The 24,259-nt window shown below is 48.4% G+C and carries 19 protein-coding genes; 4 read left to right on the top strand and 15 right to left on the bottom strand.

Annotated features, from left to right (window positions below; genetic code table 11):
* Window positions 1-12: 12 nt before the first annotated feature.
* Entirely contained in the window at window positions 13-1,146 is a 1,134-nt protein-coding gene (nspC, locus tag U0358_RS10250; RefSeq protein WP_322406181.1) for a carboxynorspermidine decarboxylase, read from the top strand.
* Window positions 1,147-1,179: 33 nt separating this feature from the next.
* On the opposite strand, the gene U0358_RS10255 is transcribed toward nspC, so the two are convergent.
* Genes U0358_RS10255 through acs form a run of 7 tightly spaced genes read right to left on the bottom strand, consistent with a single transcriptional unit; the run spans window position 1,180 to window position 10,673 of the window.
* Entirely contained in the window at window positions 1,180-1,806 is a 627-nt protein-coding gene (locus U0358_RS10255; RefSeq protein WP_322406182.1) for a tetratricopeptide repeat protein, read from the bottom strand.
* A 37-nt stretch (window positions 1,807-1,843) separates the two neighbouring features.
* Window positions 1,844-2,632 (bottom strand): type III pantothenate kinase, encoded by a 789-nt coding sequence (locus U0358_RS10260; protein ID WP_322406183.1) that lies wholly within the window; start codon window positions 2,630-2,632, stop codon window positions 1,844-1,846.
* Complete coding sequence (gene birA, locus U0358_RS10265) at window positions 2,619-3,614, bottom strand: bifunctional biotin--[acetyl-CoA-carboxylase] ligase/biotin operon repressor BirA (RefSeq protein ID WP_322406184.1); 996 nt, start codon at window positions 3,612-3,614, stop codon at window positions 2,619-2,621. The genes U0358_RS10260 and birA overlap by 14 nt, the downstream gene beginning before the upstream one ends.
* Window positions 3,611-4,612 carry a UDP-N-acetylmuramate dehydrogenase gene (gene murB, locus U0358_RS10270; protein ID WP_322406185.1) on the bottom strand — a complete coding sequence of 334 codons (1,002 nt, stop codon included), beginning with the start codon at window positions 4,610-4,612 and terminating at the stop codon, window positions 3,611-3,613. The genes birA and murB overlap by 4 nt, the downstream gene beginning before the upstream one ends.
* Window positions 4,609-8,082, bottom strand: a complete 3,474-nt coding sequence (locus U0358_RS10275; RefSeq protein ID WP_322406186.1) for a hybrid sensor histidine kinase/response regulator — start codon at window positions 8,080-8,082, stop codon at window positions 4,609-4,611. The genes murB and U0358_RS10275 overlap by 4 nt, the downstream gene beginning before the upstream one ends.
* On the bottom strand, window positions 8,079-8,711 hold the full coding sequence (locus U0358_RS10280; protein WP_322406187.1) for a LuxR C-terminal-related transcriptional regulator: 633 nt from the start codon (window positions 8,709-8,711) through the stop codon (window positions 8,079-8,081). The genes U0358_RS10275 and U0358_RS10280 overlap by 4 nt, the downstream gene beginning before the upstream one ends.
* Before the next feature lie 21 nt (window positions 8,712-8,732).
* A complete protein-coding gene (gene acs, locus U0358_RS10285) occupies window positions 8,733-10,673 on the bottom strand; it encodes an acetate--CoA ligase (protein WP_322406188.1) in 1,941 nt (646 codons plus the stop codon).
* Between the two features lie 184 nt (window positions 10,674-10,857).
* On the opposite strand from acs, the gene U0358_RS10290 reads away from it, so the two are divergent.
* Complete coding sequence (locus U0358_RS10290) at window positions 10,858-12,051, top strand: DcaP family trimeric outer membrane transporter (RefSeq protein WP_322406189.1); 1,194 nt, start codon at window positions 10,858-10,860, stop codon at window positions 12,049-12,051.
* Window positions 12,052-12,108: 57 nt separating this feature from the next.
* Here U0358_RS10290 and U0358_RS10295 read toward each other — a convergent pair whose 3' ends face one another.
* The 4 genes from U0358_RS10295 to xseA form a co-directional block, all read right to left on the bottom strand.
* Window positions 12,109-13,617 carry a Ppx/GppA phosphatase family protein gene (locus U0358_RS10295; RefSeq protein WP_322406190.1) on the bottom strand — a complete coding sequence of 503 codons (1,509 nt, stop codon included), beginning with the start codon at window positions 13,615-13,617 and terminating at the stop codon, window positions 12,109-12,111.
* On the bottom strand, window positions 13,592-15,679 hold the full coding sequence (gene ppk1 / locus U0358_RS10300; RefSeq protein ID WP_322406191.1) for a polyphosphate kinase 1: 2,088 nt from the start codon (window positions 15,677-15,679) through the stop codon (window positions 13,592-13,594). Before ppk1 ends, U0358_RS10295 begins: the two co-directional genes overlap by 26 nt.
* A gap of 124 nt (window positions 15,680-15,803) precedes the next feature.
* The gene (locus U0358_RS10305) at window positions 15,804-17,111 is read right to left on the bottom strand and encodes an alkaline phosphatase (protein ID WP_322406192.1); all 1,308 of its coding nucleotides are present in this window, start codon (window positions 17,109-17,111) and stop codon (window positions 15,804-15,806) included.
* A 75-nt stretch (window positions 17,112-17,186) separates the two neighbouring features.
* The gene (xseA, locus tag U0358_RS10310; RefSeq protein ID WP_322406193.1) at window positions 17,187-18,497 is read right to left on the bottom strand and encodes an exodeoxyribonuclease VII large subunit; all 1,311 of its coding nucleotides are present in this window, start codon (window positions 18,495-18,497) and stop codon (window positions 17,187-17,189) included.
* 151 nt (window positions 18,498-18,648) lie between these two features.
* On the opposite strand from xseA, the gene U0358_RS10315 reads away from it, so the two are divergent.
* Window positions 18,649-19,557 (top strand): alpha/beta fold hydrolase, encoded by a 909-nt coding sequence (locus U0358_RS10315; protein WP_317497304.1) that lies wholly within the window; start codon window positions 18,649-18,651, stop codon window positions 19,555-19,557.
* Complete coding sequence (locus U0358_RS10320) at window positions 19,554-20,822, top strand: O-acetylhomoserine aminocarboxypropyltransferase/cysteine synthase family protein (RefSeq protein ID WP_322406194.1); 1,269 nt, start codon at window positions 19,554-19,556, stop codon at window positions 20,820-20,822. The genes U0358_RS10315 and U0358_RS10320 overlap by 4 nt, the downstream gene beginning before the upstream one ends.
* 55 nt (window positions 20,823-20,877) lie before the next feature.
* On the opposite strand, the gene U0358_RS10325 is transcribed toward U0358_RS10320, so the two are convergent.
* From U0358_RS10325 to gspL, 4 genes are all read right to left on the bottom strand, one after another.
* Window positions 20,878-21,696, bottom strand: a complete 819-nt coding sequence (locus U0358_RS10325; RefSeq protein ID WP_317497306.1) for a mechanosensitive ion channel domain-containing protein — start codon at window positions 21,694-21,696, stop codon at window positions 20,878-20,880.
* A gap of 81 nt (window positions 21,697-21,777) precedes the next feature.
* Window positions 21,778-22,524: a type II secretion system protein N gene (locus U0358_RS10330; RefSeq protein ID WP_322406195.1), complete on the bottom strand. Its 747-nt coding sequence runs from the start codon at window positions 22,522-22,524 to the stop codon at window positions 21,778-21,780.
* A complete protein-coding gene (locus U0358_RS10335; protein WP_317497308.1) occupies window positions 22,521-23,039 on the bottom strand; it encodes a type II secretion system protein M in 519 nt (172 codons plus the stop codon). The genes U0358_RS10330 and U0358_RS10335 overlap by 4 nt, the downstream gene beginning before the upstream one ends.
* Window positions 23,036-24,256 carry a type II secretion system protein GspL gene (gene gspL / locus U0358_RS10340; protein WP_322406196.1) on the bottom strand — a complete coding sequence of 407 codons (1,221 nt, stop codon included), beginning with the start codon at window positions 24,254-24,256 and terminating at the stop codon, window positions 23,036-23,038. Before gspL ends, U0358_RS10335 begins: the two co-directional genes overlap by 4 nt.
* Window positions 24,257-24,259: the final 3 nt, after the last annotated feature.

The raw sequence follows: 24,259 nt of genomic DNA on the forward strand, positions 1-24,259 counted from the left end.
AGAAGATAACGCATGAGCCAATATACATCGCCGGAAATTCCGTCTCCCTGCTATGTGCTGGATGAAAAGCTGCTACGCAAAAACCTCGAGCTGATGCAAAAGGTACAAGAGCAAAGTGGTGCCGACATTATCCTGGCACTGAAAGGCTATGCCATGTGGTCTGCCTTTCCACTTATTCGTCAGTATCTTAAAGGCTGTACGGCCAGCTCTGTCTGGGAGGCAAAACTGGCCGCAAAGGAGTTTTCGCGCGAGGTTCATGCTTATGCGCCGGCTTATAAACAGGAAGATATTGATGAATTGCTGCCGCTGGTGAATCACTTGTCATTCAACAGTGTTTCTCAGTGGCATAAATACCGTGAACAGACAGCAGCTGCTGGTGTTTCTATTGGTCTGCGTATTAACCCGGAGCATCAGGAAGCCGAAACCGAGCTTTATGATCCCAGCGCGCCCGGTTCACGCCTGGGTATTCGCGCCAGCGAGCTTAAGCAGCAGGACTTAACTGGCGTTGAAGGTTTGCACGTACATAACCTGTGCGAGTGCGACTCGTTTGCTCTGGAACGCACGCTGGAAGCCGTGGAAAACCGTTTTGGCGAGCAGCTAAAACAAATGAAATGGCTAAATCTGGGGGGCGGTCACCTCATGACCCGTCAGGGCTACGATGTTGATCACCTGATAAAACAGTTGAAGCGTTTGCGTGAAACCTACGACCTGCAAGTGATACTTGAGCCCGGCTCGGCTGTTGCCTGGCAAACGGGCCCGCTGATTTGCGAAGTGGTCGATATTGTTGAGAACCAGGGGCAAATTGCTTTACTGGACATTTCAGCTACCGCGCATATGCCGGACGTGCTGGAAATGCCTTATCGCCCGGTTATTACCGGAGCAGGTTTACCGGCAGAAAAAGCCTTCAGCTATCGCTTAGGTGGCAACAGTTGTTTAGCAGGCGACGTAATTGGTGAATACAGTTTTGATCAGCCGCTGGCTGTCGGTGACCGCTTAGTGTTTGAGGACATGATGCATTACACCATGGTGAAAACGTCATTCTTTAACGGCGTTCAGCATCCGGCTATTGGTATTTTGCGGGAAAGTGGTCAGTTTGACTGTGTACGGCAATTCAGTTATGAAGACTTCCGCAACCGCTTGTCTTAAACACGGATAAGCTAAATCTAGAGAAAAAGGCCACTAATCCAGTGGCCTTTTTGCTTTCTCAACCACCGAAGGAGGCATCCGTTCAGCCAGCTTCGCAAGTTTTTGTTCAATATCCGCATAAGTCCGCTTATCAGCGGTAACTGAGTTATGCAGCCAACGATACGCTTTTTCGTAATCGTAAGGGCTGCCCTGACCAGACAACAATATACCGGCAAAGCGTCGCTGCGCAGGCAAATTCCCTAACGATGCGGCTTCACGAAGGTACAAAATCGCGCGCTCGATGTCTTTCTGCACCAAAACTCCTTCGTGGTAATAGCGCCCTAACTGCTCCAGAGCTTCCAGTAAGCCATGCTGAGCTGCTTTCTCCATATACAGCAGGCCAAGTTCAGGGTCGCGGTCATAACACACGCCCCAGGCCATCATGTCGCCATAAAGAAACTGATAAGTTGGCCGACGCTCAAGCTCAGCCTGTGCTTCAATATCCTGCGCCAGCTGGCAACGATCGGTATCCCGTACACGTTTCAGATGCGCATTCGTTGCAAACATCTCAACCAGTTCCGCGTCTGAATATAGCTGTACCGCTTCAACGTCCTGCGCATGAGCTTTGTGTATAGCGGTCAATCCGGCTACAGCAATCAGCATTGGAATGACTATTTTCATAAAGTTGCCTGTGGTCTCTCTGAATATGCCTAAAAGCTTAACTGTTTAGGTTATCGGCACAGAGCCGCAAACCCTTAAACAACAAATCGTCATAACGACAAAATTCAACCGACAACGTTCGCATCAAATGTTCGCCATCACCACCGGTAACCACCACATCAAAAGGCTGGTCGGAAAAATAGCGGCCGGACAACTGAATCGCTTGTGCAATAGCACCGGTTAAAGCAGCTTCAGCTCCTTGAGTAATACCGTCAAAAGTATCCAGCCCGGCAGCTAAACCATCACGCTCAATATCATTTACCGTAATGCCTTTTAAATTAGCCGTACCCTGACCCAGGGCATTTAGCATTAACTGTCGTCCGGGAACAATCCAGCCGCCAAGATGACGGCCACCAGCCATCAGCCAGTCAATGGTTAGTGCAGTACCCGCATCCACAATCAATGCGTTCTGTTTCACTTGTTCATGACAGCCAAGCAAGGCCATCCAGCGGTCCGAGCCGAGGCGCTCGGGTTCTTTCGTGTAACCATTAATGACGCTGGCTTGCTGTGCTCTGGTTTTTTGCCAGAAAACTTTTATCCCCAGTTCCGCCAGCGAGCTATTTAACGTATCCATCACCTGAACAGCGGCCACACTGCAACCAATGGCCTGCTGTTCACGTTCTAGCTGACGACCGCTGACAACCTCAAGAAGCAAATCTTTTAGCGGCTGGCTTAAATCGTTTAGCCAGCTTTGATGAGGAATAGCCCCCAGAATTTCTATCGTGTCGGTGTCAGTATCCCACCAAGCAAACTTGCTGCGGGTATTGCCCGCATCAATTAGTAGCATCTTGCGCCCTCAATGAAACTTCACCACCAAAATAACGACGTACGCCCTGCTCATCTTCTACCAGTAACGCACCATTTTCGTCGATTCCACGACAGGTCCCTAAACAAACTCTCTGTCCCATAATGAGCTTCACCGGTTTATCGAAAAAACAATCGTATCGGCGCCAGCTTTGCTGAAAAGCAGCCAGCCCCTGTTCTTCGTATAGCTGTAAAGCCGACAGTACAGAGGCACGTACCTGCGCCGCAATATGATTACGCGACATTGGCTGCGGCAGTTCGGTGTTCAGATCCGTCCAGGCTTGATCAATGCTCGCACCAACATGCTCTGGCATGGTTAAATTAATGCCAATACCAATAATGCTGTGCGCAGCGCCTTCAGGCGAGGTTTCAAGATCGACCAGTATTCCGGTCACTTTCTTCCCGCGAATATAAACGTCGTTAGGCCACTTTACGCTAACGCCTTCAATCCCCAAGCCGGCAAAACATTCCGCTAAGGCTACCCCGGCTGCAAGGCTTAACCCCATAGCGCCATGAATGCCGTTATCTAAAGGCCAGTACACACTAAAGTAAAGGTTATTGCCAAAGGGGGAAATCCATTTTTTTCCACGACGTCCGCGCCCAGCTGTCTGAGCTTCGGCGAAAATAGAAAAACCCGCTTCTAAAGGCCCTTCTTTGGCCAACGCTTTAACCCGGTCGTTACTGGAATCAACCACCGACTTCACTTCAAACCCCGGCGACTGCCGCCACTCTTCCGGGCTTTCCTCGTCAATAAGCCCGGCCTGCAAAAGCTCTATCGGGCGGGCAAGCTTATAGCCACGACCCGTTACCGAAAACAGCTCCAGCCCCAGCTCTTCAAGTTTATGAATGTGTTGGTTAACCGCAGCCCGGGATATAGTCAGAGACTCACCAATAGCCTGCCCGGAATGAAACTCACCATTAGCCAGTAAGGTAATTAACTGATCAAGACGTTCAGCCTGCTTCATTTCTTTACCGCCAACTGCACAAGGCCATGCCGGCCCACCAGACGAACTTCAGGTTCCAGCACAATGCCACTGGCATCCGCCACTTGTTTCATAATTTTTAGTGCCAGCTGCGTAATATCACTGCCCGTGGCCTGTGCTTTATTAATCAATACCAATGCCTGATGCGGGTTAACAGCCGCATCGCCGACAAACGCTGACTTCAGACCTAAATGCTCAATAAGCCAACCAGCCGCCACTTTCACCTGGTTATCGGCTACCGGGAAATAGACCATGTCCGGCCATTTCTGCAACAGCTCATCAAGCTGCGCTTTGGTAATAACCGGGTTTTTAAAAAAGCTGCCGGCATTGGGTATAAGTTTTGGGTCCGGTAACTTTTTCTGACGCACTTTCACAACCGTGTCGAAAATTTTCTGGGCGCTCACATGTCCCTGCAGTTGGTTTAACGGAGCATAGTGAATGACCGGCTGCCAGTCTTTGGGCAACCGAAACACCACCGACGTTATCAACCAACGACCAGGGTGTTGCTTGAATACACTGTCGCGATAGGCGAACTGGCAGGCCTCTCTGTTCATAGAAACCCAACGCTTTTCTTTAATGTCCCAGGCCGTTACCTGCTCAATAAAGGTTGCCACCTCGACCCCATAGGCCCCAACATTTTGCACCGGAGCCGCACCAACTGAGCCCGGAATTAGCGCTAAGTTCTCCAGCCCGTCGATACTTCTTGCGCGTAAGTCAGCAACAAAGTTATGCCAGTTCTCGCCTGCTGCGGAAGTAATTAAATACGAGCTTTTCTGTTCTTCAATGCAGACACCCAGTAGCCGGTTGCAAATGACGGTTCCATCGAAATTATCGACAAATAAGGTGTTACTGCCCTCACCAAGCAAATAATAAGGTTCCTCAAATGCCAAACCCTCGACGTCATCGCTACTTTTCAGTTCAATTAACGAACGGCATTGTGCCGGGAGTTTAAATGTGTGTCGCTCGGCAAGCTCTATCAACTTCTGGCTCCTCCCGCCTTTCGGGTGCTAATGTATTTTAAAAATGCTTTTAATGCGGCAGGCTTGGCCGGTTTAGGTAAAAACTGCAGGCCGCTTTTGCGGGCTGCCTGCTTCACGGCATCATCGCGCATGGCTGTCACCAAAGCGGCCGGTATCTGTTGCTGCCAAATATCACGTAATTCCTGCGCCAACTGTAAGCCGTCACCGTCACCTAACTGATAATCTAATAACAGTCCGTGCGGCGCTTTGTTCTGGCTGTGAGCCTTGGCATAAGCTAAAGCTTTGCTATAACGATTAAAAGTCAGGGCTTCACATCCCCACTTGTGTAACAGCGCACTCAACGCGCTTAAATTCTCATTGTCGTCATCGACCACAATAAGCTGTAAAGGGTCAGATAAAGCATCTTCCAGTTGCTTCTTCGGCCGACTGACAACCAGCGCACCATTACCTAACGGCACTCGTACCGAAAAACACGAGCCTTTACCTTCAACCGACTCAACCTGTACGTCACAGTGTAACTGCTCACCCATACGTTGCGCGACACTTAGCCCCAGGCCGACACCGTCTACAGTTTGATTCTGTACTCGATAAAATGCATCAAATACCTTATTTTGCTGTTGAGCCGCAATGCCCGGCCCGGTATCCCATACAGCTATCTGAAGTTCATCTCCGCGCTTACGTACGCCTAACAACACACTCCCCGTCTGGGTGTATTTTATGGCATTCGATAAAAAGTTCTGCACAATTCGGCGCAAATACGTTGGGTCGGTGTACACTGGCCTGTCTTTATAAAACGCACGAAAATCCAGTTTTCGCTGCTCGGCCAGCACCGAATATTCTTCAACCAGAGGCTCCAGTAATGAGCTAAGTTGTACATGTTGAAACTGCGGTTTTAAAGCCCCCTGATCCATTTTTGCTATCGACAGCAAGGTAGAGAGTAAATGCTCAGTTGATCCAAGCGCGGTATCCAGCTTGCCAACCAAAGACAGGTTCCGCTCCGAAAGTTCTTTTTCCTGAATAGCCGAAAGGTACAAACGCGCCGCATTCAGAGGCTGCAAAATATCATGACTGGCCAGCGCCAGAAAACGGGTTTTAGAAGCATTGGCTGCTTCAGCTTCAGCCTTGGCTTTTTTCAGCTCATCCTCAACTTGTCGGCGCCTGTCTATTTCCGCTGTCAGTTCCTGGTTTATCTCGCGTATTTCCTGAGTCCGAACATCAACCCGCTGCTCCAGGTCAATATTCGCATCTTCCAGCGCCTGCTGGGTTTCAACGTGCGACGTAATATCGGTAAAACTGGTAACGAAGCCACCGGTCGGCAATGGGTTACCTACCATCTCTATCACCCGGCCATCGGCGCGACGACGAATAAAACGGTGTGGGGACCCCTGCTGCATATAACGCAAACGCTTATTAACCAACCCATCAACGTCACCAGGCCCACATTCTCCGCGTTCTGCGTTATAACGGATAAGGGTCGCTATAGGCTGCCCGGGCTTCACCATTCCCTCAGGGTACTGAAATAAATCCATATAGCGTTTATTCCAGGCCACTAGCCTCAACTCCGCGTCGACAACACTAATGCCCTGAGCCAAATTCTCCAGTGAGCTAAACAAAATAGATTGCTGGATTTGCAGCGCTTGCGTTGTATCGTCAAAGAAGTGAACAACTTCCTCTAAATTCAGCTGCTTATCGCGCAAAGCCGCGTCGACCAAAGAACGCGCTGTGGCTGACCCCAGTACCCCCGCTATTGCTCTCTCCACAAAGCTAATAAACGGCTTTTCTGCCACAGCCTCCAGCGGAAGTTCGGTGTTTTCCGGGCGCTGATAATATTGCATTAACTGCTGAGCCCGTTCCGCACCTAAAAAGGTTCTTAACAGCAACAACATATCGGCATTGGTGGCGTTGTCGTTCTTGTTGAAATGCAAATCGGGTAAAGCGGCTCGGGGCTTAACAAAAGCGGTTGCCTGAATACGGTCAACCAGACGGGGTTTTGCCAGTAATGAAAACACAATAAACCCAAAGCTATTTAAGGCTAACGAAACCACAGTGCCCCGGGTTATGATTTCTACGTCGGTCAGTTGTAAGTTGGTGTAAAGCGGTATTAATACCGCTAGAACCCAGCCGACTGAACCGGCGGCCAACCCGGCGTAAACGCCCCGCGCATGCCCCTTACGCCAGTAAAGTGCGGCAAGCAACGCCGGCAGCAACTGCAACACCAACGAGAACGCCAACAAACCAATACTGACTAAATTGGTACGCGCAGCCCAGAAGTAATAACATAAGAACGACAGCACCATAGTAACGGCTATGGCCACTCGACGAATTAATAGTAGTGCCCGGTCGTATTCACGGCGCCGATGTTTCAGCGGTAAGCGCGACTCTCGCTGCAGCAAAATGGGCATGATAACGTCGTTGGTTATCATGGTACTTAAGGTAACAGACGCGATAATCACCATGGCAGTCGCTGCCGATATACCACCAATAAAAATAACCAGCGATAACCAGAGCTGCTCTTTAAGTAACGGCAGTTGTAATGCGAAAGTCGAACCGTCGGTAGTTGCTGACAAGTAAAAAGTGCCCGCAATCGCAATGGGAACAATTGCGGCAGCGGTCAGTGCCAGATACAGAGGAAAGCCCCAACGGGCCGTGCGTAAATGGCGAACATCAACATTGTCCACCACCGCCACATGAAACTGCCGGGGTAAACAAAGAATAGCCCCGGCCGCCATCAGGGTTTGTACAATGAACTCAAACTCGCCAAAGGCTGCAAATGACCATTGCGGTTTCGTTACGTCACTAAAAGAACTGAACAAGTCCGACTGAGCGTCTCCCTGAATTAAATACCAGGCAAAAACCCCTGCCGCCAGCAATGCGACCAGTTTTATCATCGACTCAACAGCAATAGCCAGTATCATGCCACTGCGATATTCAGTGACTTCAACATGGCGGGTACCAAACAACATAGCAAAAATAGCCATTAACGCAGCGGCACCCAGCTCTTTTATCGAAAACTCGGCCATCACTCCAGTGCTTTCAGTCAGAACCGCAAAGCTAATGCCCACAGCTTTTAACTGCAGCGCAATGTAAGGAATAATGGCAACGGCAGCAATGGCAGTAACAGCCACCGCAAGCCGCCTGCGTTTACCAAAGCGGGAAGAAATAAAGTCGGCTATTGACGTAATGTTTTGCTGTTTACTAACCGAAACCAGCTTTTCCAGAATGCGGATACCAAACAGGAACAGCAGAATTGGCCCGAGCAGAATAGGAAAAAATGCCCAACCGTCAACCGCTGCATTGCCCACAGCACCGTAATACGTCCAGGACGTACAATAGATGGCCAGCGACATAGAATAGACAACTGGCTTGTGACTGATTTTATTCGCCCACGAGCCTGCACGATCGCCCCAGGTGGCAACTGCGAAGAGGAAGATCACATAAGCCAGCGAGGCAAATATCAGTAACCAGGTCATAACTGCAGACGTTCAGCCACCAAAACTGCCTGGGTACGACTGTACACGCCCAGTTTGCGAAAAATTGCCGTAATGTGCGCTTTGACGGTTGCTTCAGTAATGCCCAATTGATAGGCAATTTGTTTGTTCAGCAAGCCTTCATGAAGAAAGTGCAAAACCCGATATTGCTGCGGGGTAAGCTCCGAAACCTTTTGCGCAAGCTCCTGGTCTTCGTCCGAAATCACATCAAGACGTTCTCTGTTTTCTTTCGGAACCCAGGTGTCACCCTGCAGGATGGTGTCTATCGCTTCGGCTATTTCGGCCGAGGGTAATGACTTTGGAATAAAGCCCAACGCCCCAAAACCAATACACTTAGCCACAATGGAGGAATCCTCACTACCGGAAATGATAGCAACGGGAAGCAGTGGATAGTCTTCTCTGACACGAATAAGACCATACAAATCACCACTACCGGGCATGTGTAAATCCAGCAGCAATAAATCGACATCGTCGTCTTTATTCAGCGCAGTAAGGGTTGAATCTAAGTCTTCAGCTTCGCGTAAAGTCAGCTCAGAAAAGTGATTCGCGAGAGCGCCCTGAAGCGCCTCGCGGAACAATGGGTGGTCATCTGCGATTAAAAATTTCGCCATGAGATTCCAGATTAGGTGACATTATTTATTCATTCGATTCTCTATCAAAGAATCTACCACACTTGGATCGGCAAGCGTAGAGGTGTCACCGAGGTTTTCGTATTCATTAGCGGCAATTTTACGCAGAATACGACGCATAATTTTACCGGAACGGGTTTTCGGTAAGCCGGCAGTCCAGTGAATTAAATCCGGACTTGCTATTGGGCTAAGTTCGGAGCGAACCCAGTTGCGAACCTCTTTAGTCAACTCATCAGTGACTTCAACACCTTCAACCGGCGTGACATAAACATAAATACCCTGACCTTTTAAGTCATGCGGATACCCTACCACAGCCGCTTCCGCGACAGATTTATGTGCAACCAGAGCGCTTTCAATTTCGGCGGTACCCAAACGGTGTCCTGATACGTTCAGTACGTCATCCATACGGCCCGTTATCCAATAATAACCGTCGGCATCGCGGCGTGCGCCGTCGCCACTAAAGTACATACCTTTAAAAGTAGAGAAGTAGGTTTGCTCAAAGCGCTCATGGTCTCCCCATAATGTGCGCATTTGACCCGGCCAGGAGTCTTTAATAACCAGGCCACCTTCGGCTTCACCTTCCTGAATATTACCTTCGCTATCAACCAACGCGGGCTGAATACCAAAGAACGGACGAGTCGCAGATCCTGGTTTCAAGTCCGTGGCACCAGGCAATGGCGTAATCAAAATACCACCGTTTTCGGTCTGCCACCAGGTATCCATAATAGGGCATTTGCCGTTACCAATAGCACGGTGATACCACTCCCAGGCTTCCGGGTTAATTGGTTCACCAACACTGCCCAGAACCCGGAGACTTTCACGTGTCGAGGTTTTAGCCGCTTCGTCGCCTTTTGCCATTAATGCGCGAATAGCGGTTGGCGCCGTATAAAGAATGTTCACTTGGTGTTTATCGACAATTTCGCCAATACGGCCAACACCAGGATAAGTCGGAACACCTTCAAACATCAGCGTGGTTGCGCCATTAGCCAATGGCCCGTAAACAATGTAAGAGTGACCTGTAATCCAGCCAACATCCGCAGCACACCAGTAGACTTCGTCTTCCTGATAGTCAAAAACGTACTCGTGGGTCATTGATGCGTACACCATATAACCACCTGTGGTATGCACAACCCCTTTAGGTTTGCCGGTTGAACCCGAGGTATAGAGAATAAATAACGGGTCTTCGGCATTCATTACTTCAGCCTGACACTCGTCACTGACGTCACCAATCAGCTCATGCCACCAGACATCACGACCTTCGGTCCAGTCAACGTCACCTTCGGTAACACGGCACACAATACTATGCTCAAGCGAAGGACAGGCATCGTCAGCTAAGGCTTTATCGACATTGGCTTTCAAACCAATGGTTCCGCCGCCACGCCGACCTTCATCGGCGGTAATAATGGCTTTTGCCTGACAGTCGTTAATACGATCAGCAATCGCATTAGGTGAAAAGCCGCCAAAAATCACCGAGTGGACCGCACCAATGCGTGCACAAGCCAACATGGCGTAGGCCGCTTCCGGTACCATGGGCATATAAATAGCCACACGGTCACCTTTACTAATACCTAGTTTTTTCAGGCCATTAGCAAAACGGGATACCTCTTTATGTAGCTCGCGATAAGTGATGTGTTTGTCTACACTAGGGTCGTCGCCCTCCCAGATAATCGCAGTTTTATCTGCTTTCTTCGCTAGGTGGCGGTCGACACAGTTATAACAAGCGTTTAAAGTGCCGTCTTCGTACCACTTGACTCTGACTTTTCCTGATTCGAAACTGGTATTTTTTACTTTGTTGTAGGGTGTGAACCAAGTAATACGCTGCCCGTGTTCACTCCAAAACCCTTCAGGATCGTCTATAGACTGTTGGTAAAGTTTTTTGTAACCGTCATTATCGATTTTGGCTTTTGCTTTAATGTGTTCAGGGACTGAATAGAGTTGCGACATTACCTCTTCCTCCTTAATTCGCAAGATGGTATCTGTTGTACGTTTTAAAAGGCTTAAACACTATTAGACCATAGTCTAGATTGATAAAAATTGACCAGTTAACGAGAATTAACAGCGTTTATACTTAGCGCGACTAAAAAATGTACAATCAAAAATGACTATTTGGCTTACAGGGGAGAACACCATGGCTAAAGCAAGTACCGCAAAAAAATTCACCTTAACGACGGCAAGCGCTGCTGTTCTGGGGGTTATGAGCTTAGGGGCTCAGGCTGACCAGACAGATATCGATTTTGGCGGTTACGTAAAACTGGATATGCTGGTATCGGATTACGCTGATGGATTCGCTCCTGACAGCGCGAACATTGGTCGTCAGCAGTACATCCCAAGCATCACGCCAGTTGGTGGCGACGGCGATGATCTGACGACAGACTTTCATGCCCGTCAGTCACGCTTCTTCCTGACCAGCAAAACCGAATTAGATAATGGTGAAACACTGACCGGCCATATTGAAATGGACTTTCAGTTAACTCCTGATGGCGACGAGCGTATTTCAAACTCATACAACCCACGTCTGCGTCAGGCATTTCTTAAATACGGTAAATGGACCTTTGGCCAAACCTGGTCAAACTTTCAGGATCTCAATATTTTGGCTGAATCAGTAGACTTTATCGGTATTACTGATGGCATCGTCTTTAACCGTCAGGCGCAAATTCGCTACACCTCAGGCGGCTTTAGTGCCTCTATCGAGAACCCTGAAACCACGGTAACAGAAACCAGAAACAGCACCGATAGGGACCCGGGCGATCGTATTGTTTCCAGCGATGGTTTTGTTCCGGATGTCACCTTTAAGTACTCCGGGAAAACAGATAACTTAACCTGGCAGGCATCGGTACTTTTACGCCAGCTGGCTTACGATGTTCCGCAAACCGGCGATGACGAAACCACCTTTGGTTATGGTGTCAGCCTTGGTGCTAAATACACCTTCGGCATGGACGACATTCGTGCATCAATCACTACCGGTTCTGGCTTAGGCCGCTACTTAGGTCTGAACACCTGGAACGGCGCCTACATTGACAGCAATGGTGAACTTGAAGCCATTGATTCAACCGGTATCTCATTTGCATATCGTCACTTCTGGACTGAGAAATTACGTTCTAACGTCGTTTATTCGCGTGGCTGGGCAGATAATGATGGTGAACTACTGGCGCAAGCTGGCGACATGACTGAATACACACAACGTCTTGCATTTAACCTGATGTATTCACCAGCGTCTAACCTAACTTTTGGTGCTGAAATTTCACAGGCAAACCGTGAAACAGAAGCTGAAGTCGACGGTGACTTAAACCGCCTGCAACTCATGGCTATGTATAAGTTTTAATCAATAAAAGAAATACGGGCGCACAAAGGACGGTTTTACTTTGTGCGCCTGCTGTTTTCAACAGACCAACAGTTCGTAACCTAATTTCTGCATAACCTTGGCCTCGCACTCAAGTTGCATCGTGAGTACTGAATCCTCTTTAGCTGAGCCCTTCAGCTGCAGTTTCAACGCACCGTCTTCAATAACCGCCTCATCCAATGAATTCGAGTTTTGCCTATCGCTGTTTAAAATAACGCCAAGACGCATAATTATCAGCATTTTAATAAGCTGATTTTGGCTAAACAGAATCAGATCCGGGAATTCTGCAGTTTGTATTTTTTTACGAAAGTACCGGACAATGGTCGATAGAAAGCGCTGTTCTTCGGCATTAAACCCGGGCATATAAGCATGAGCTAAAATATAGCCAGAATGCTTTTGTACACCACTGGCACTAATGCTTAGCCCGACCTCGTGCAACTTAGCCGCACCTTCTAATAACACTTCCAAATCTTGTCCGCTGAGTCCCCAGCTTTCAGCGACACCACTCCAAATTTGCTGAACCGTAGATAACACCCGCTGGGCTTGAGCCGAATCAACTGAGTAGCGTTGCGCCAAGCTGTTAATCGTGCGTTCCCGTACGTCCTGGTGCAGCAAGACTTCGCCTGCCAGTTCATACAAAACGCCTTCTCTTAGCGCGGAGTCGTGAGGAACTAAACGCTCAATTCCCAGTTCTTCGAAAATACCCAAGAGTACGGCAACCCCGCCCGCGATAGACTCCCTGCGCTCCGGTGAAACCCATTCTTTATTCAGTTTTTTTACCGACTCAGCTGCAATAAGGTCTGTTCGACAGCCCTGAAGCTGAGAATACGTTATACCCAGAGGTTGCTCGCCATCGCGCTTCACAATCCATTGATAAATAGCCTTGATGGTTCCCGACGTACCGAAAACGCTTTCCACCGGGTGCTCAGCCAAATAATTCGCTATTGGCTCAACATGCTGACGAGCGGATACAACCGCCTTATCAAAGCGTTTTTGGCTCATTTTCCCTGATGAGAAAAACTCTTTTGAAAAAGCCAGGCTTCCAATACTTCGGGAACTTAAGAACTTCGGTTGGCGATTTTTTCCAATAGCAAACTCAGTGCTGCCACCGCCAATATCAATAACTAACTGAGAGCCTGACTCGGAGCTTGTTTCCGCTACACCCCGAAAAATTAAACGCGCCTCTTCCCGGCCTGAAATAACCTCTATCGGAAAAGGCAGTACTTTTGCAGCTTCTGCCAAAAATCGTTTACGATTCTTAGCCTTACGCAATGTATGTGTCGCCACCAATTTAACGGTATCGCGATGGAACCCCTCAAGCCGGACAGCGCATTGCCGGAGCGCTTCAACTCCACGGTAAAGCGCAGCGTCACTCAGGTGGCGATTTGAGAGGCCCTCGCCCAGTTGCACGGGTTGCTTGAACTTGAAAATAGGCTGCAGCTGACCTTCGACTAAACGCGCAATAATTAAATGAAAACTGTTAGAGCCAATATCCAAAGCAGCAAACTGCTTCGGGTCATTATTAGAGGTCTTTTTGTTGGCTTTCATAATCTCTCTTACGTCGCTTAAGATATCGATGAATAGCGACTTGTGAAGGCACCAGCGAGCGGCCTTTAGGAGCCAGCCTATCCGACTCAAAACAGTATTTATTCTGTTGTTCCGCATCAATAAAGCGTGACTTTGCTTTATCCTGCCACTGCAAGTTTATAATTTTCAAAATATCAGTTTTCACCTCATCATCATAGATGGGCGCGGCAACTTCCACACGATGGTCTAAGTTACGGGTCATTAAGTCGGCCGAAGCAATAAAGACTTCTTTCTTGCCTGCATGCTCAAAAACGTACACCCGCGCATGCTCCAGATAGCGGTCAACAATACTGCGAATTTCAATATTCTCGCTGAGGTTTTCAATTCCCGGACGCAAAGAACACATGCCCCGTACGATACCCCGAATTTTAACACCGGCGCGGGAGGCTCTATAAAGTTGCACAATCAGGCTTTCGTCTTCTAAGTTATTCACTTTAAAAAGCAGTTCTGCGGGTTTACCGGCTTTAGCCTGATCTATCTCGAACTCGATAAGATCATTTATTCTCTGGCGCATATTTACCGGTGCCACCATTAAATGACGAAACTTATGTGCCCGGTAAGGTTGCTCAAGATAATGAAATACCGATTCAACGTCGGTGCAAATATCAGGCTGACAAGTGAACAAGCTAAAATCAGTATAAATTTGTGCCGTTCCTTCGTGAAAGTTACCGGTTCCAATTACCGCGTAACGCCTGTCAAGGTTCCCCTCATTGCGGTGAACCAGCACCAGCTTCGAGTGCACTTTAAGCCCGTGAATGCCAAAACTGACACGTACACCTGAGTCGGTTAATTCCTTAGCCCATTCAATGTTTGCTTCTTCATCAAACCGGGCCTGAAGCTCAACCATAACCGTCACATGCTTACCGTTTTGTACCGCATCCATCAACGAGCGCACCACACGTGAGTTAGGCGCCACACGATAAATACACATTGAGATTCGGGTCACCTTAGGGTCGTAAGCGGCCTGCCGGACAAACTCCGTAAAATGCGAAAACCGATGATACGGGTAATACAGCGCGATATCGCTTTTTTGAATGGCATCAAACACATTATCAAAGTGCGAGAACTTTGGATGAAACAATGCAGGCAAAGCTTTGTGTGTCAGTGACTTTTTACCTAAGTGCGGAAACTTAGCGAAATCGCGTGTATTACGATAACGGCCGCCGGCGACAAAGGAATCAAACTGAGTTAACTGCAGCTTTTCACTTAGAAAGGCGAGCATTTCTTCCGGCATTGCGCGGTCGTAAACTAAACGTACAGGGTCAGCTTTTACTCTTTGCTTTAAGCCTTCTTCCATACGTTCAAGCAAGCTTTGTTCAATATCATCTGAAGGGCGGTACTCCGCATCCCTCGTGGTTTTAAACGAAAAAGCCCGCAATTGCTTGAATGGAATAATTCCCTTAAACAGCACTTCTAAATTTAACTGCATAATGTCATCTAAAAAGAGGAGTTTATGCTTCTTACTGCGCCCCTTAGCAGGCAACTTAATAAAGCGCTCCATCTGATCAGAAGGCACTTCCAGCAGCGCGTAGCGCTTTTCATCGTCATTCAGGATTTCGACACAAAGGTAGGTTTCATCTTCGCGGATAATCTTAGAGAGGTTGCCTTTACCATTGACCCATATAGGCACAACAAAACGCTGTACTTTTTCTCTGAAAAAGCGCTTCAGCCTTTGATGTTCTTCTTCGTTCAGTTGGTCAATGCTTAGTAGGGAAATACCATTTTTTCTTAAAGTTTCTAATACTTCTTCCAGCACCTCATCAAAGCGTTGTTGCAGCAACACAACTTTTTTTTGCAACTGCGCCATCAGTCGCTCATATTGTTCACGCTCTTCTGTCGCCTGACTAAAGAAAATACGGCGCTTTACGTCAGCCACGCGCACCTGAAAAAACTCATCCATATTACTGGAAAAAATTCCGAGAAAACGAACTCGTTCAATTGCCGGAACTGTGCTGTCCGCAGCTTCTTGCAGAACCCGTTCATTAAAGGAAAGCCAGCTTAGTTCTTTATTAAAAAATTTCATAGCGTAGACATGGCAACAGATACATCATGCAACTAGCCTAGCGCACTCGGGCTGTATTTTTATGACAGTAATATGACAGTCGCGTTATAAAGCGCGACTGTCGGGGGGAACTTACAAAGAGGGATTATTTGACAATTTTTATTAGCTGCTTGCCAATATCAGTATTGTCCATATAACCACCGAAGTTTTCGCTATAAGGGCCGGCAGCAAAGACAGGAACATCAACGCCGGTATGCCCACCGGTTGTCCAGCCGGTGCCGGTAATGTCCCCGGTTATATAGATCAGCGCCTGGCGCAAGGCCTCTTGCTGCTCTTCACCCTCTTTTTCAGCGGCAATAGCAAGCTCATCAAGATACTCCTGGGTCAGCTCAAAGTTAACTTTGTCGGCTACATACTTCGCCCAGCTGTCAGTATCCATGGTCAGCATTTCCTTGCTCATGAAAGCAATGGAGCTTTCAATTTTCATAACGCGATCAGAATACCAGGCGTACTCGCCATCACGACCAAGAGTCAGTCCCCCAGTTGAGTGATCAGCCGTCATAACAACCAATGTATTGGGGTTCTTTTCGCGGTATTCACTGACCACTTTCAAGGCGCGGTTTAGACCGTCCATTTCGTGTACCGCACAAGCAATATCATTGGCGTGACCACACCAGTCAATTTCGCTGCCTTCAATCATTAAAGCAAACGGTTGCTGCTTTTTATCTAACAGGCGTAAAGCCGTACTTGTCATATTGGCCAATGCATCGACATCGCCGTCAATTGCGTAAGGTAAACCTTTTTCTGCAAAAAGCCCCATCACCGGCGCAGTGTCAACCGAGCTCAGCTTTTGCATATCGGTTACTACCTGCATGCCGTGCTCTGGCAATACATCCAGCCAATTTTTATCTTCTCGGTTAAAATAGCTTTGTCCACCACCTAACATCACGTCAAAAGACGGCTTCCCCTCAACCACCTGAGTCGCAATTTTGTCGGCTATCTGGTTATATTCGTAGCGTGACGGGTGATGGGTGAAAAACGATGCCGGCGTTGCATGGTTAACTTGTGAGGTGGATACCGAACCCGTTGACCAGCCATTCTCACGAGCCAATTCCATGATACTCTGAAGCGGATATTTATCTGAATCGACCCCAATAGCCCCATTGTAACTTTTAACACCCGTCGCCAGAGCGGTTGCACCGGCAGCTGAGTCAGTAACCCAGGTATTATCATCTGGATAGGTTGTTGCGGCGCCTTTCAGCATGGCATCAAACTCAGTCTCAGCAATAGTTTTGCTGTCTAAATCAGACATGGCATAACGGTACGCGCTAATAAATTCGAACCCCATACCATCGCCAATAATATAAATAATATTGGGTTTCTGTTCTTCTGACTGCACCATTGTTGATGCCAAAGCCAGTCCCATACCGGCTGCCAATGCTTTGAGTTTCATACCACGACTCCTTTGTGAATAACCTGACAAGTATACCAAAACGCGCATGTCAGGAATATGACAATAGCCTCAGAATCATTGCCGTTTAACGGTAATATTCCCGTCAGCCAGACGAACTTCCATTGATTCACCCACAGCCACTTGCTTCTCGCTACGAACCACCTCGCCGTTTTCGGTGCGGACAATAGCGTAGCCCCTCTCCAGAGTGTTCAACGGGCTGACAAGGTTCAGAGCCTGCATCAACTGTTGCTGCTGAGTTCGTTTGTCTTTTATAACTCGTTGCATAACCTGCGGTAATCGTTGCTGCTGCGTCTGGAGTTTTTGCTGCAAACGCTGTAACTCTTTTTGCGGATGCATTGCCTGCAGGCGGCCGTGTAAATAAGACACTTGCTGCTTCTGTCGCGCCAGGCGGTTCTGTAAAGCCCGGTTAGCTCTGGCTTGCAGTTCATCGGCTAACTGCGACTGTTGTTGCAACTGTCGTTGAGGATGCTGCTGTTGCAGCCGGGTTTGCAAAAATTGCCAACGCTGCTGTAAACGCTGCAACAATCTTTGCTGCGCCAAACCTAAACGTTGTTGCAATGCCTGCGCTTTTTGCTGTTGTTGTTGTTGATCTCTGGTAACTAACTCAGCGGCTGCGGAAGGTGTCGGAGCGCGGACATCGGCGACGAAGTCGGCAATAGTAAAGTCAATTTCATGTCCGACAGCGCTAATCGTTGGCATGGGCGCTGTTGCCAAAAGACGTGCAAAAGTCTCATCGTTAAAACACCACAAGTCTTCCAGAGAACCACCACCACGGCTGACTAACAGGACATCTACTTCGTTACGTTCAAACGCCGTTTTTAGCATGGCCTGCAATTGCGGAACGGCGGCCTCTCCCTGTACCGCACTCGGATAAATAACCACTTCCACGCCGGGGTCCCGGCGTTTCATCACCGCCAGAATGTCTTTGATAGCAGCGCCAGTGGGAGAGGTCAGTACGCCTACTTTACGAATGTGCTCGGGTAGTAAGCGCTTACGTTCCGGGGCAAATAATCCTTCGGCTGACAGTTTCTCTTTGAGTTGCTCATAACGCTGCTGTAAAAGCCCCTGACCGGCATCTTCAACCTGCTCAATAATCAGCTGGTAGTCACCCCGCGGCTCGTAAACAGTAACTTTGGCTCTTACCAGTACCTGCATGCCATTTTGCGGCCGAACCTTTGCACGCTGATTTGCATTGCGGAACATGGCGCAACGAACCTGTGCCCGCTCGTCTTTTAGAGTGAAATACCAGTGCCCTGACCCCGGCGCGGCAAAATTTGAGATTTCTCCAACCAAGCTTATTTGACCAAAGCCCTGCTCTAACAGCTGTCGAATCTCAGTATTTAACTGACTGACCGAATACACCATGGGCATCACTCTTGTTTCGAAATGAAAAATAAATCATACCATATTCCGCTGGCAGCGAAATAAACCCACTTAATTTAGACGTCTAAATGTCTTGACGTCCTAATATCTATTTATTACAGTCAAAACCTCACTCAGAATATTGAGGTTAGCTATGGTTAAGCCAGTTGCCCGCAGTTTTTATGCCGATACTCCGTTCGCGCGCCTTAAAGGTTATCGTTATGGCGATCCTGATAAGCCGGTCGTTGTCGTTCAGGGCGGGATAAGTGCCAGTGGCCAAATCTGGAAAGCTGATGAAAGTGGTTGGTGGCAGTCACTGCACCCGCTCTTTTCTGAGCGGGATGACGTGCAAGTCATCAGCTTCGACTACCCCGGAGGACTAGGAGGCTCAGAGTGTCCGTCGGTGCCTTTAACAATACGGCAACACAGTGAAGCCATACGACACGCGCTTAAACAGGAAACCGACAACCTACAGGCATGGATAGGGGGGTCTTTTGGCGGTGTGCTGGGACTTCAATATGCCGCTAACCATCCAGCTGAACTGTCACACTTAGGTGCTATTGGGGCGGCTCATAAACCGTCAGTACATTCCGCTCTACTACGCTACTTTCAGCAGGCGCTCATTCAGCGCTGCGATGATAAACAGTCCGGCATTATTCTGGCACGCGCGCTGGCAATGCTGAGTTACCGTACCGCCGAAGAATTCGAACAACGTTTTAATCAAGCGGACGATGCCTTTGAGTATTTACTGTATCAAGGCGAAAAACTCTTGAAGCAAAACGGCAATGGTTGCCGCAGCTTATTTACGCACCTTACACCGATACTCAACGACTACGCCATTGACCCAACCTTCGTGCAGGCAAAAGTGCAGTTAGTCGACTTTAACAACGACGCCATTGCGCCGCCCAGTCTGGTTAATGAACTGGAAGGCTCGCTTCCAAACCCATTCGGGCGGGTCACTATTGAAACGCCGTTCGGTCACGACGGGTTTATCAAGAATGTTGAACAATACCAATCGGCTTTAACGCATTTTTTAACTGAATCTGAACTGGAGTCCGTATGAAAGACGAAACACTGGCCATACACCATGGCTATGAAACTGACCCAACGACTAAGTCAGTCGCTACACCCATCTACCAAACCGTTTCTTACGAGTTTGATAACGCTCAGCACGGCGCTGATCTGTTTGATTTGGCGGTTGAGGGAAATATTTACTCGCGCATTATGAATCCGACTAACGATGTTCTGGAAAAACGTGTTGCAGAACTGGAACACGGTGTAGCCGCGCTTGCTGTAGCCTCAGGCATGGCAGCCATTGAATACGCATTAATTACCCTTGCCCGTCAAGGCGATAACATAGTGACGACACCACAACTCTACGGCGGAACCTACACACTGTTCCAGCACATGTTGCCTTCATTTGGCATTGAGGTTCGTTTTGCCGAATCAGATAAAGCAGAAGACATTGGCAAACTGATAGACGATAAAACTAAGGCGGTATTCTGCGAGAGTATTGGCAATCCGGCGGGAAACATCGCCGATTTAGAAGGCTATGCTGAAGTCGCCCACCAACACGGAGTTCCGCTGGTCGTGGACAACACGGTTGCTACACCGATACTTTGCAAACCCATTGATTTTGGCGCTGACATTGTGGTGCATTCACTGACCAAATACATTGGGGGTCATGGCAATTCAGTTGGCGGATTAATAGTCGATAGCGGACGGTTTGACTGGGCTAAGCAAAAACAACGCTTCCCTCAGTTCAGCTCACCGGAACCGGCTTACCACGGCGTAGTCTATACCGACGCTTTTGGTCCGGCGGCTTTCATAGCCCGCGTTCGTACTGTCGCTTTGCGTAATACCGGTGCTTGCTTGTCACCTTTTAACGCCTTCCTGTTACTGCAGGGTTTAGAAACTTTACCTCTGCGCATTGAGCGCCACTGCGAAAACGCATTGAAAGTGGCTGAATACTTACAGTCGCATCCAAACGTAGATTGGGTGAACTTTGCCGCATTGCCGGAGCACACTGACTACGAGCGAGCGAAAAAGTATATAAAAAACGGAGTTCCTGCGTCGCTGTTAACCTTTGGTGTTAAGGGCGGCTACGATGCTGGCGTCGCGTTTTACGATAAGTTAGAGCTGTTTAAGCGGCTGGTGAATATTGGCGATGCAAAGTCGCTGGCATGCCACCCCGCTTCGACAACTCACCGCCAACTTTCCGCTGCTGAACAGGCCTCGGTTGGAGTGCAGCCAGAAGCCATTCGTTTATGTATTGGCATTGAAAATGCGCAAGATATTATTGCCGATATCTTTCAGGCACTCGCTTAACCTCCCACAAAAAAGGCCACTGTTTTAAAGTGGCCTTTTTTCGAACAACAATAAGTTAGTCATCTTTTTTTAGGTGAACGTCCATTTGAGGAAAGGGAATGCCAATACCCTCTTCATCCAGACGGTCTTTAATACGCTCTAATAAATCCCAACGAGTCGGCCAGTAGTCCTCATTTTTCGTCCACGGACGAACATTAAAGTCGACCGACGAATCACCAAGGTTGGTTACCGTTACTACCGGCTCAGGGTCTTTCAGTACACGCTCGTCGCTGGTAATCACATCCATCAATGCTTTCTTCGTTTGCTGTAAGTTCGCACTGTAGCTAACTCCAATAACCAGGTCGATACGACGCAGTTCTTCACGGTTATAGTTAACAATAGGACCACCAATAACTTCAGAGTTAGGCACAAAAACCACCTTACGATCAGGGGTTTTCATAATGGTCTGAAAGATATTAATTTGCTCAACGGTTCCTGAAACACCACCCGCATCAACGTATTCACCCGCACGAATTGGGCGGAACATAATAAGCAGAACACCCGATGCAATATTAGACAGGGACCCCTGCAATGCCAGACCAATTGCCAAGCCTGCAGCACCTAAGATGGCAATGAAAGAGGTCGTTTCAACGCCCACATGCGACAGCGCCATCATAATAGCGGCAATGAATATCACCGTTTTTAAAATTGCACCAACAAAGCTGATAACGGCACCGTCAACTTCGCGTTTTTTCATGCTTTTAGTCATCACACCTGTCACAGTGTTAGCAACGATTTTACCGATGATAAGTATCGCAATGGCGATAATAAATTTAATCGAAAAACCGATCAGCATGTCCTGATTGTCGTTAATCCACTGAACGATGTTATCCATACAAATTCCTTATTCCGCGAGAGATTTTAATTTAGGTCTTATTGCTACAGTAATCATAAACGTTTTTGCCCGCAAGGGAGATCAAAGACGAAAGGAGTAACGCCCGCGCGAATCCGGCGTTCCCATGTATTCCATCATTTTGGCCAGCCCTTCAGGTGTTTCCGGAGTCGGTTTAACCGTTCCTTCAGCATTAAAACTCTGACTGTTGATGCTGCCTTTAAAATCCAACCCTAAACTGTTGCTACCATGCATGGCCAAACCCACTGAATTATTGTCATTACAGCTAAGTTCTACCGGAAAGTCTCCCAGCGATTGCCATTGATTTTTAACCAACACTCGAATTTGCTCGCCCCGAGCTTCACCTTTCAGATCGTCGCACCAACGTACCGGCCCCGGCGCAGTAACGACAAAGCTGTCTAATGACAAACGCCAGTTCCCTCCGGTTTTTAAGGGCAGCCGAGTGTTTGCCAACTGCAGCAGAGCATTGAGATCGCCACTGGCCGTTATATCTTTGGCTCCAACTTTGGTGGACCCCGCCAGCAAACGCCCATTCAGCGCAAAGGGATTATTCTTTGCCGGCAAGTTGACATCCATGACCAGCTCGCCCAGAAATACCGAAGACACCTGCCAGTTCCAGCTAAGATTAGTCAGTACGATGTCGTCAACTGCAACCTGCCCGGCAACACCATTCCACAAACTCCCGCTGACTTGAAAGAGCCGGATGTTATCCGGTAAAGGAAACCAGTAAATGACCCTTGCCGGTAACATCACCAGCATGGCAACCAGATACACGACCACTAACCAGGGTATCCAGCGTTTTAAGTTCATGAAGCCTCTCTTACTAATAGTTTACGTAATCGCACCTGACCGGGCGTATTTAACTTTGCAATATCAACGGCTTTTAGTGCCAACCCCTGACGTTGCTCCAGTTCGGCTAAAAAGCTTAATAAATCGGAAAAAGCCACCTCATCAACACTTAACAGATACTCCTGTCCCTGAGGCTGCAAACGCGCAATTTGAATGTCCTGCGCCGCTGCAGCACGGTTGATGCGTTGACTGACAGAGCCCGATGCACTTTGTTGCTGAGAGCTATTCTCTTCCAGTTTTTTATAGCGCGCTATTGCCTGCTGAACCCATTGATATTGCTGTTGTTGAGCCACAAGCTGGCGTTCAGCATTAGCAACCGCCTGAGAGCTGGGCTGCCAAATGACAAAGTACAAAAAAGCAATAAACAGCACGCCTGCCAAAACAGCTAACAGGCTCTGCTCGCGTTGGTTAAACTGGTTCCAGCGCTGCTTACCTAAATCCAGATAAGGCGTTAACTGACGAGTAATTCTGTTCATGACTGCGCCCCCTGGTCATTGAGTTGCACGGTTAAAGACCCCGAAACTTGCTCACCACGATTACTCATTGAGCCCGCTTCAACTGCTAACCCTTCGGCTTTCGCCGCCTGTTGAAAGGCCTCAAATTGAGAAAAGCTGCTGGCGGTTGCTTGTAAGCGCAACTCATTATTCTGAAAGCGAAGTAACTCAAGCTGCAGCTCAGGCTGCGACTTAAACGCAGGAGCCAGTTGCTGCAAAACCGCAAGCACCGAAGCTTCATCCGCACTACCCAGCCCGAGACTTTCCAGTTGCCGTTGCAACTGCACTTTTAAATTCACAATACGAGTCTGGCCGGGAAAGGCGTCGCGATAGAGTTGCTCAGCCTGAGCTTTTAAAGTCTCTCGCTGAGACTCCAGTTGCCAATAGCGTACGCCGTTTAACAATACGGCCAAAACAAAGAGCACACTCGCAGCAGTAGCTAGCCCCTTCCAGGGTAAATCAACTGAACGTTTTGCGCGTTGCGAGCGATAAGCTCCCTGCCTTAAATTAATACGGTTTCCTGTCGCGATACTTTGCACCGCGATAGTAAAGGGCACTTCAATATCAGCAGACGTTAAAGGTGCTGGCGATTGCGGCCAGTTTAGCGCGCCATAGTGAATAATTTCGGTTGGGCTGTCCTGTTCAGCAGCAAACGCTGGAGCTAACTGGGCAAACTGCTCTTTTTCTATGGTAAAGCCCTGCCATTCACCGGTTCTGACAATAACACTGTCCGCAAGCTCTATGGCTTGCCAGGTATCGTTCTGATGCGGCAACAGAAAACAGTCGGGTACCCAGGCAGCGGAATCAATACCAGCTTCGGTTAATACCTGCAGCCAATGATTCATTCGTTCTTTAGCGACCACGGCAACCGGCAGCTCTGTGCCTTTTACGTCTGGCCAGGCAAAATGCAACTGCTCAATATCACTTGCCAGCTCTTCTTCCAGAGCATAAGGAATTATACGCTGCAGATGCCTTTTTGTGCCTGCAGGCAAGGTCACTTTAGTCATCGAAACATCTTGCCCGGGCAAGGCTACAATGACGTCGCAACGGTTGGCTTTGTCTTTTAACTGAACAAGCTCTGCTACCGAGCTCAGCTCTCCACTGGCGATTAATTCTTGCTGTCCTTTGTGCCAGACCAACCAGGGTATGGGTTCGTCGCTACCATAAGCTGGTAACCGCAGAATCAGTGTTTCATGCATAAA

It is taken from the genome of Idiomarina sp. PL1-037 (assembly GCF_034422975.1).
Lineage (GTDB): Bacteria > Pseudomonadota > Gammaproteobacteria > Enterobacterales > Alteromonadaceae > Idiomarina.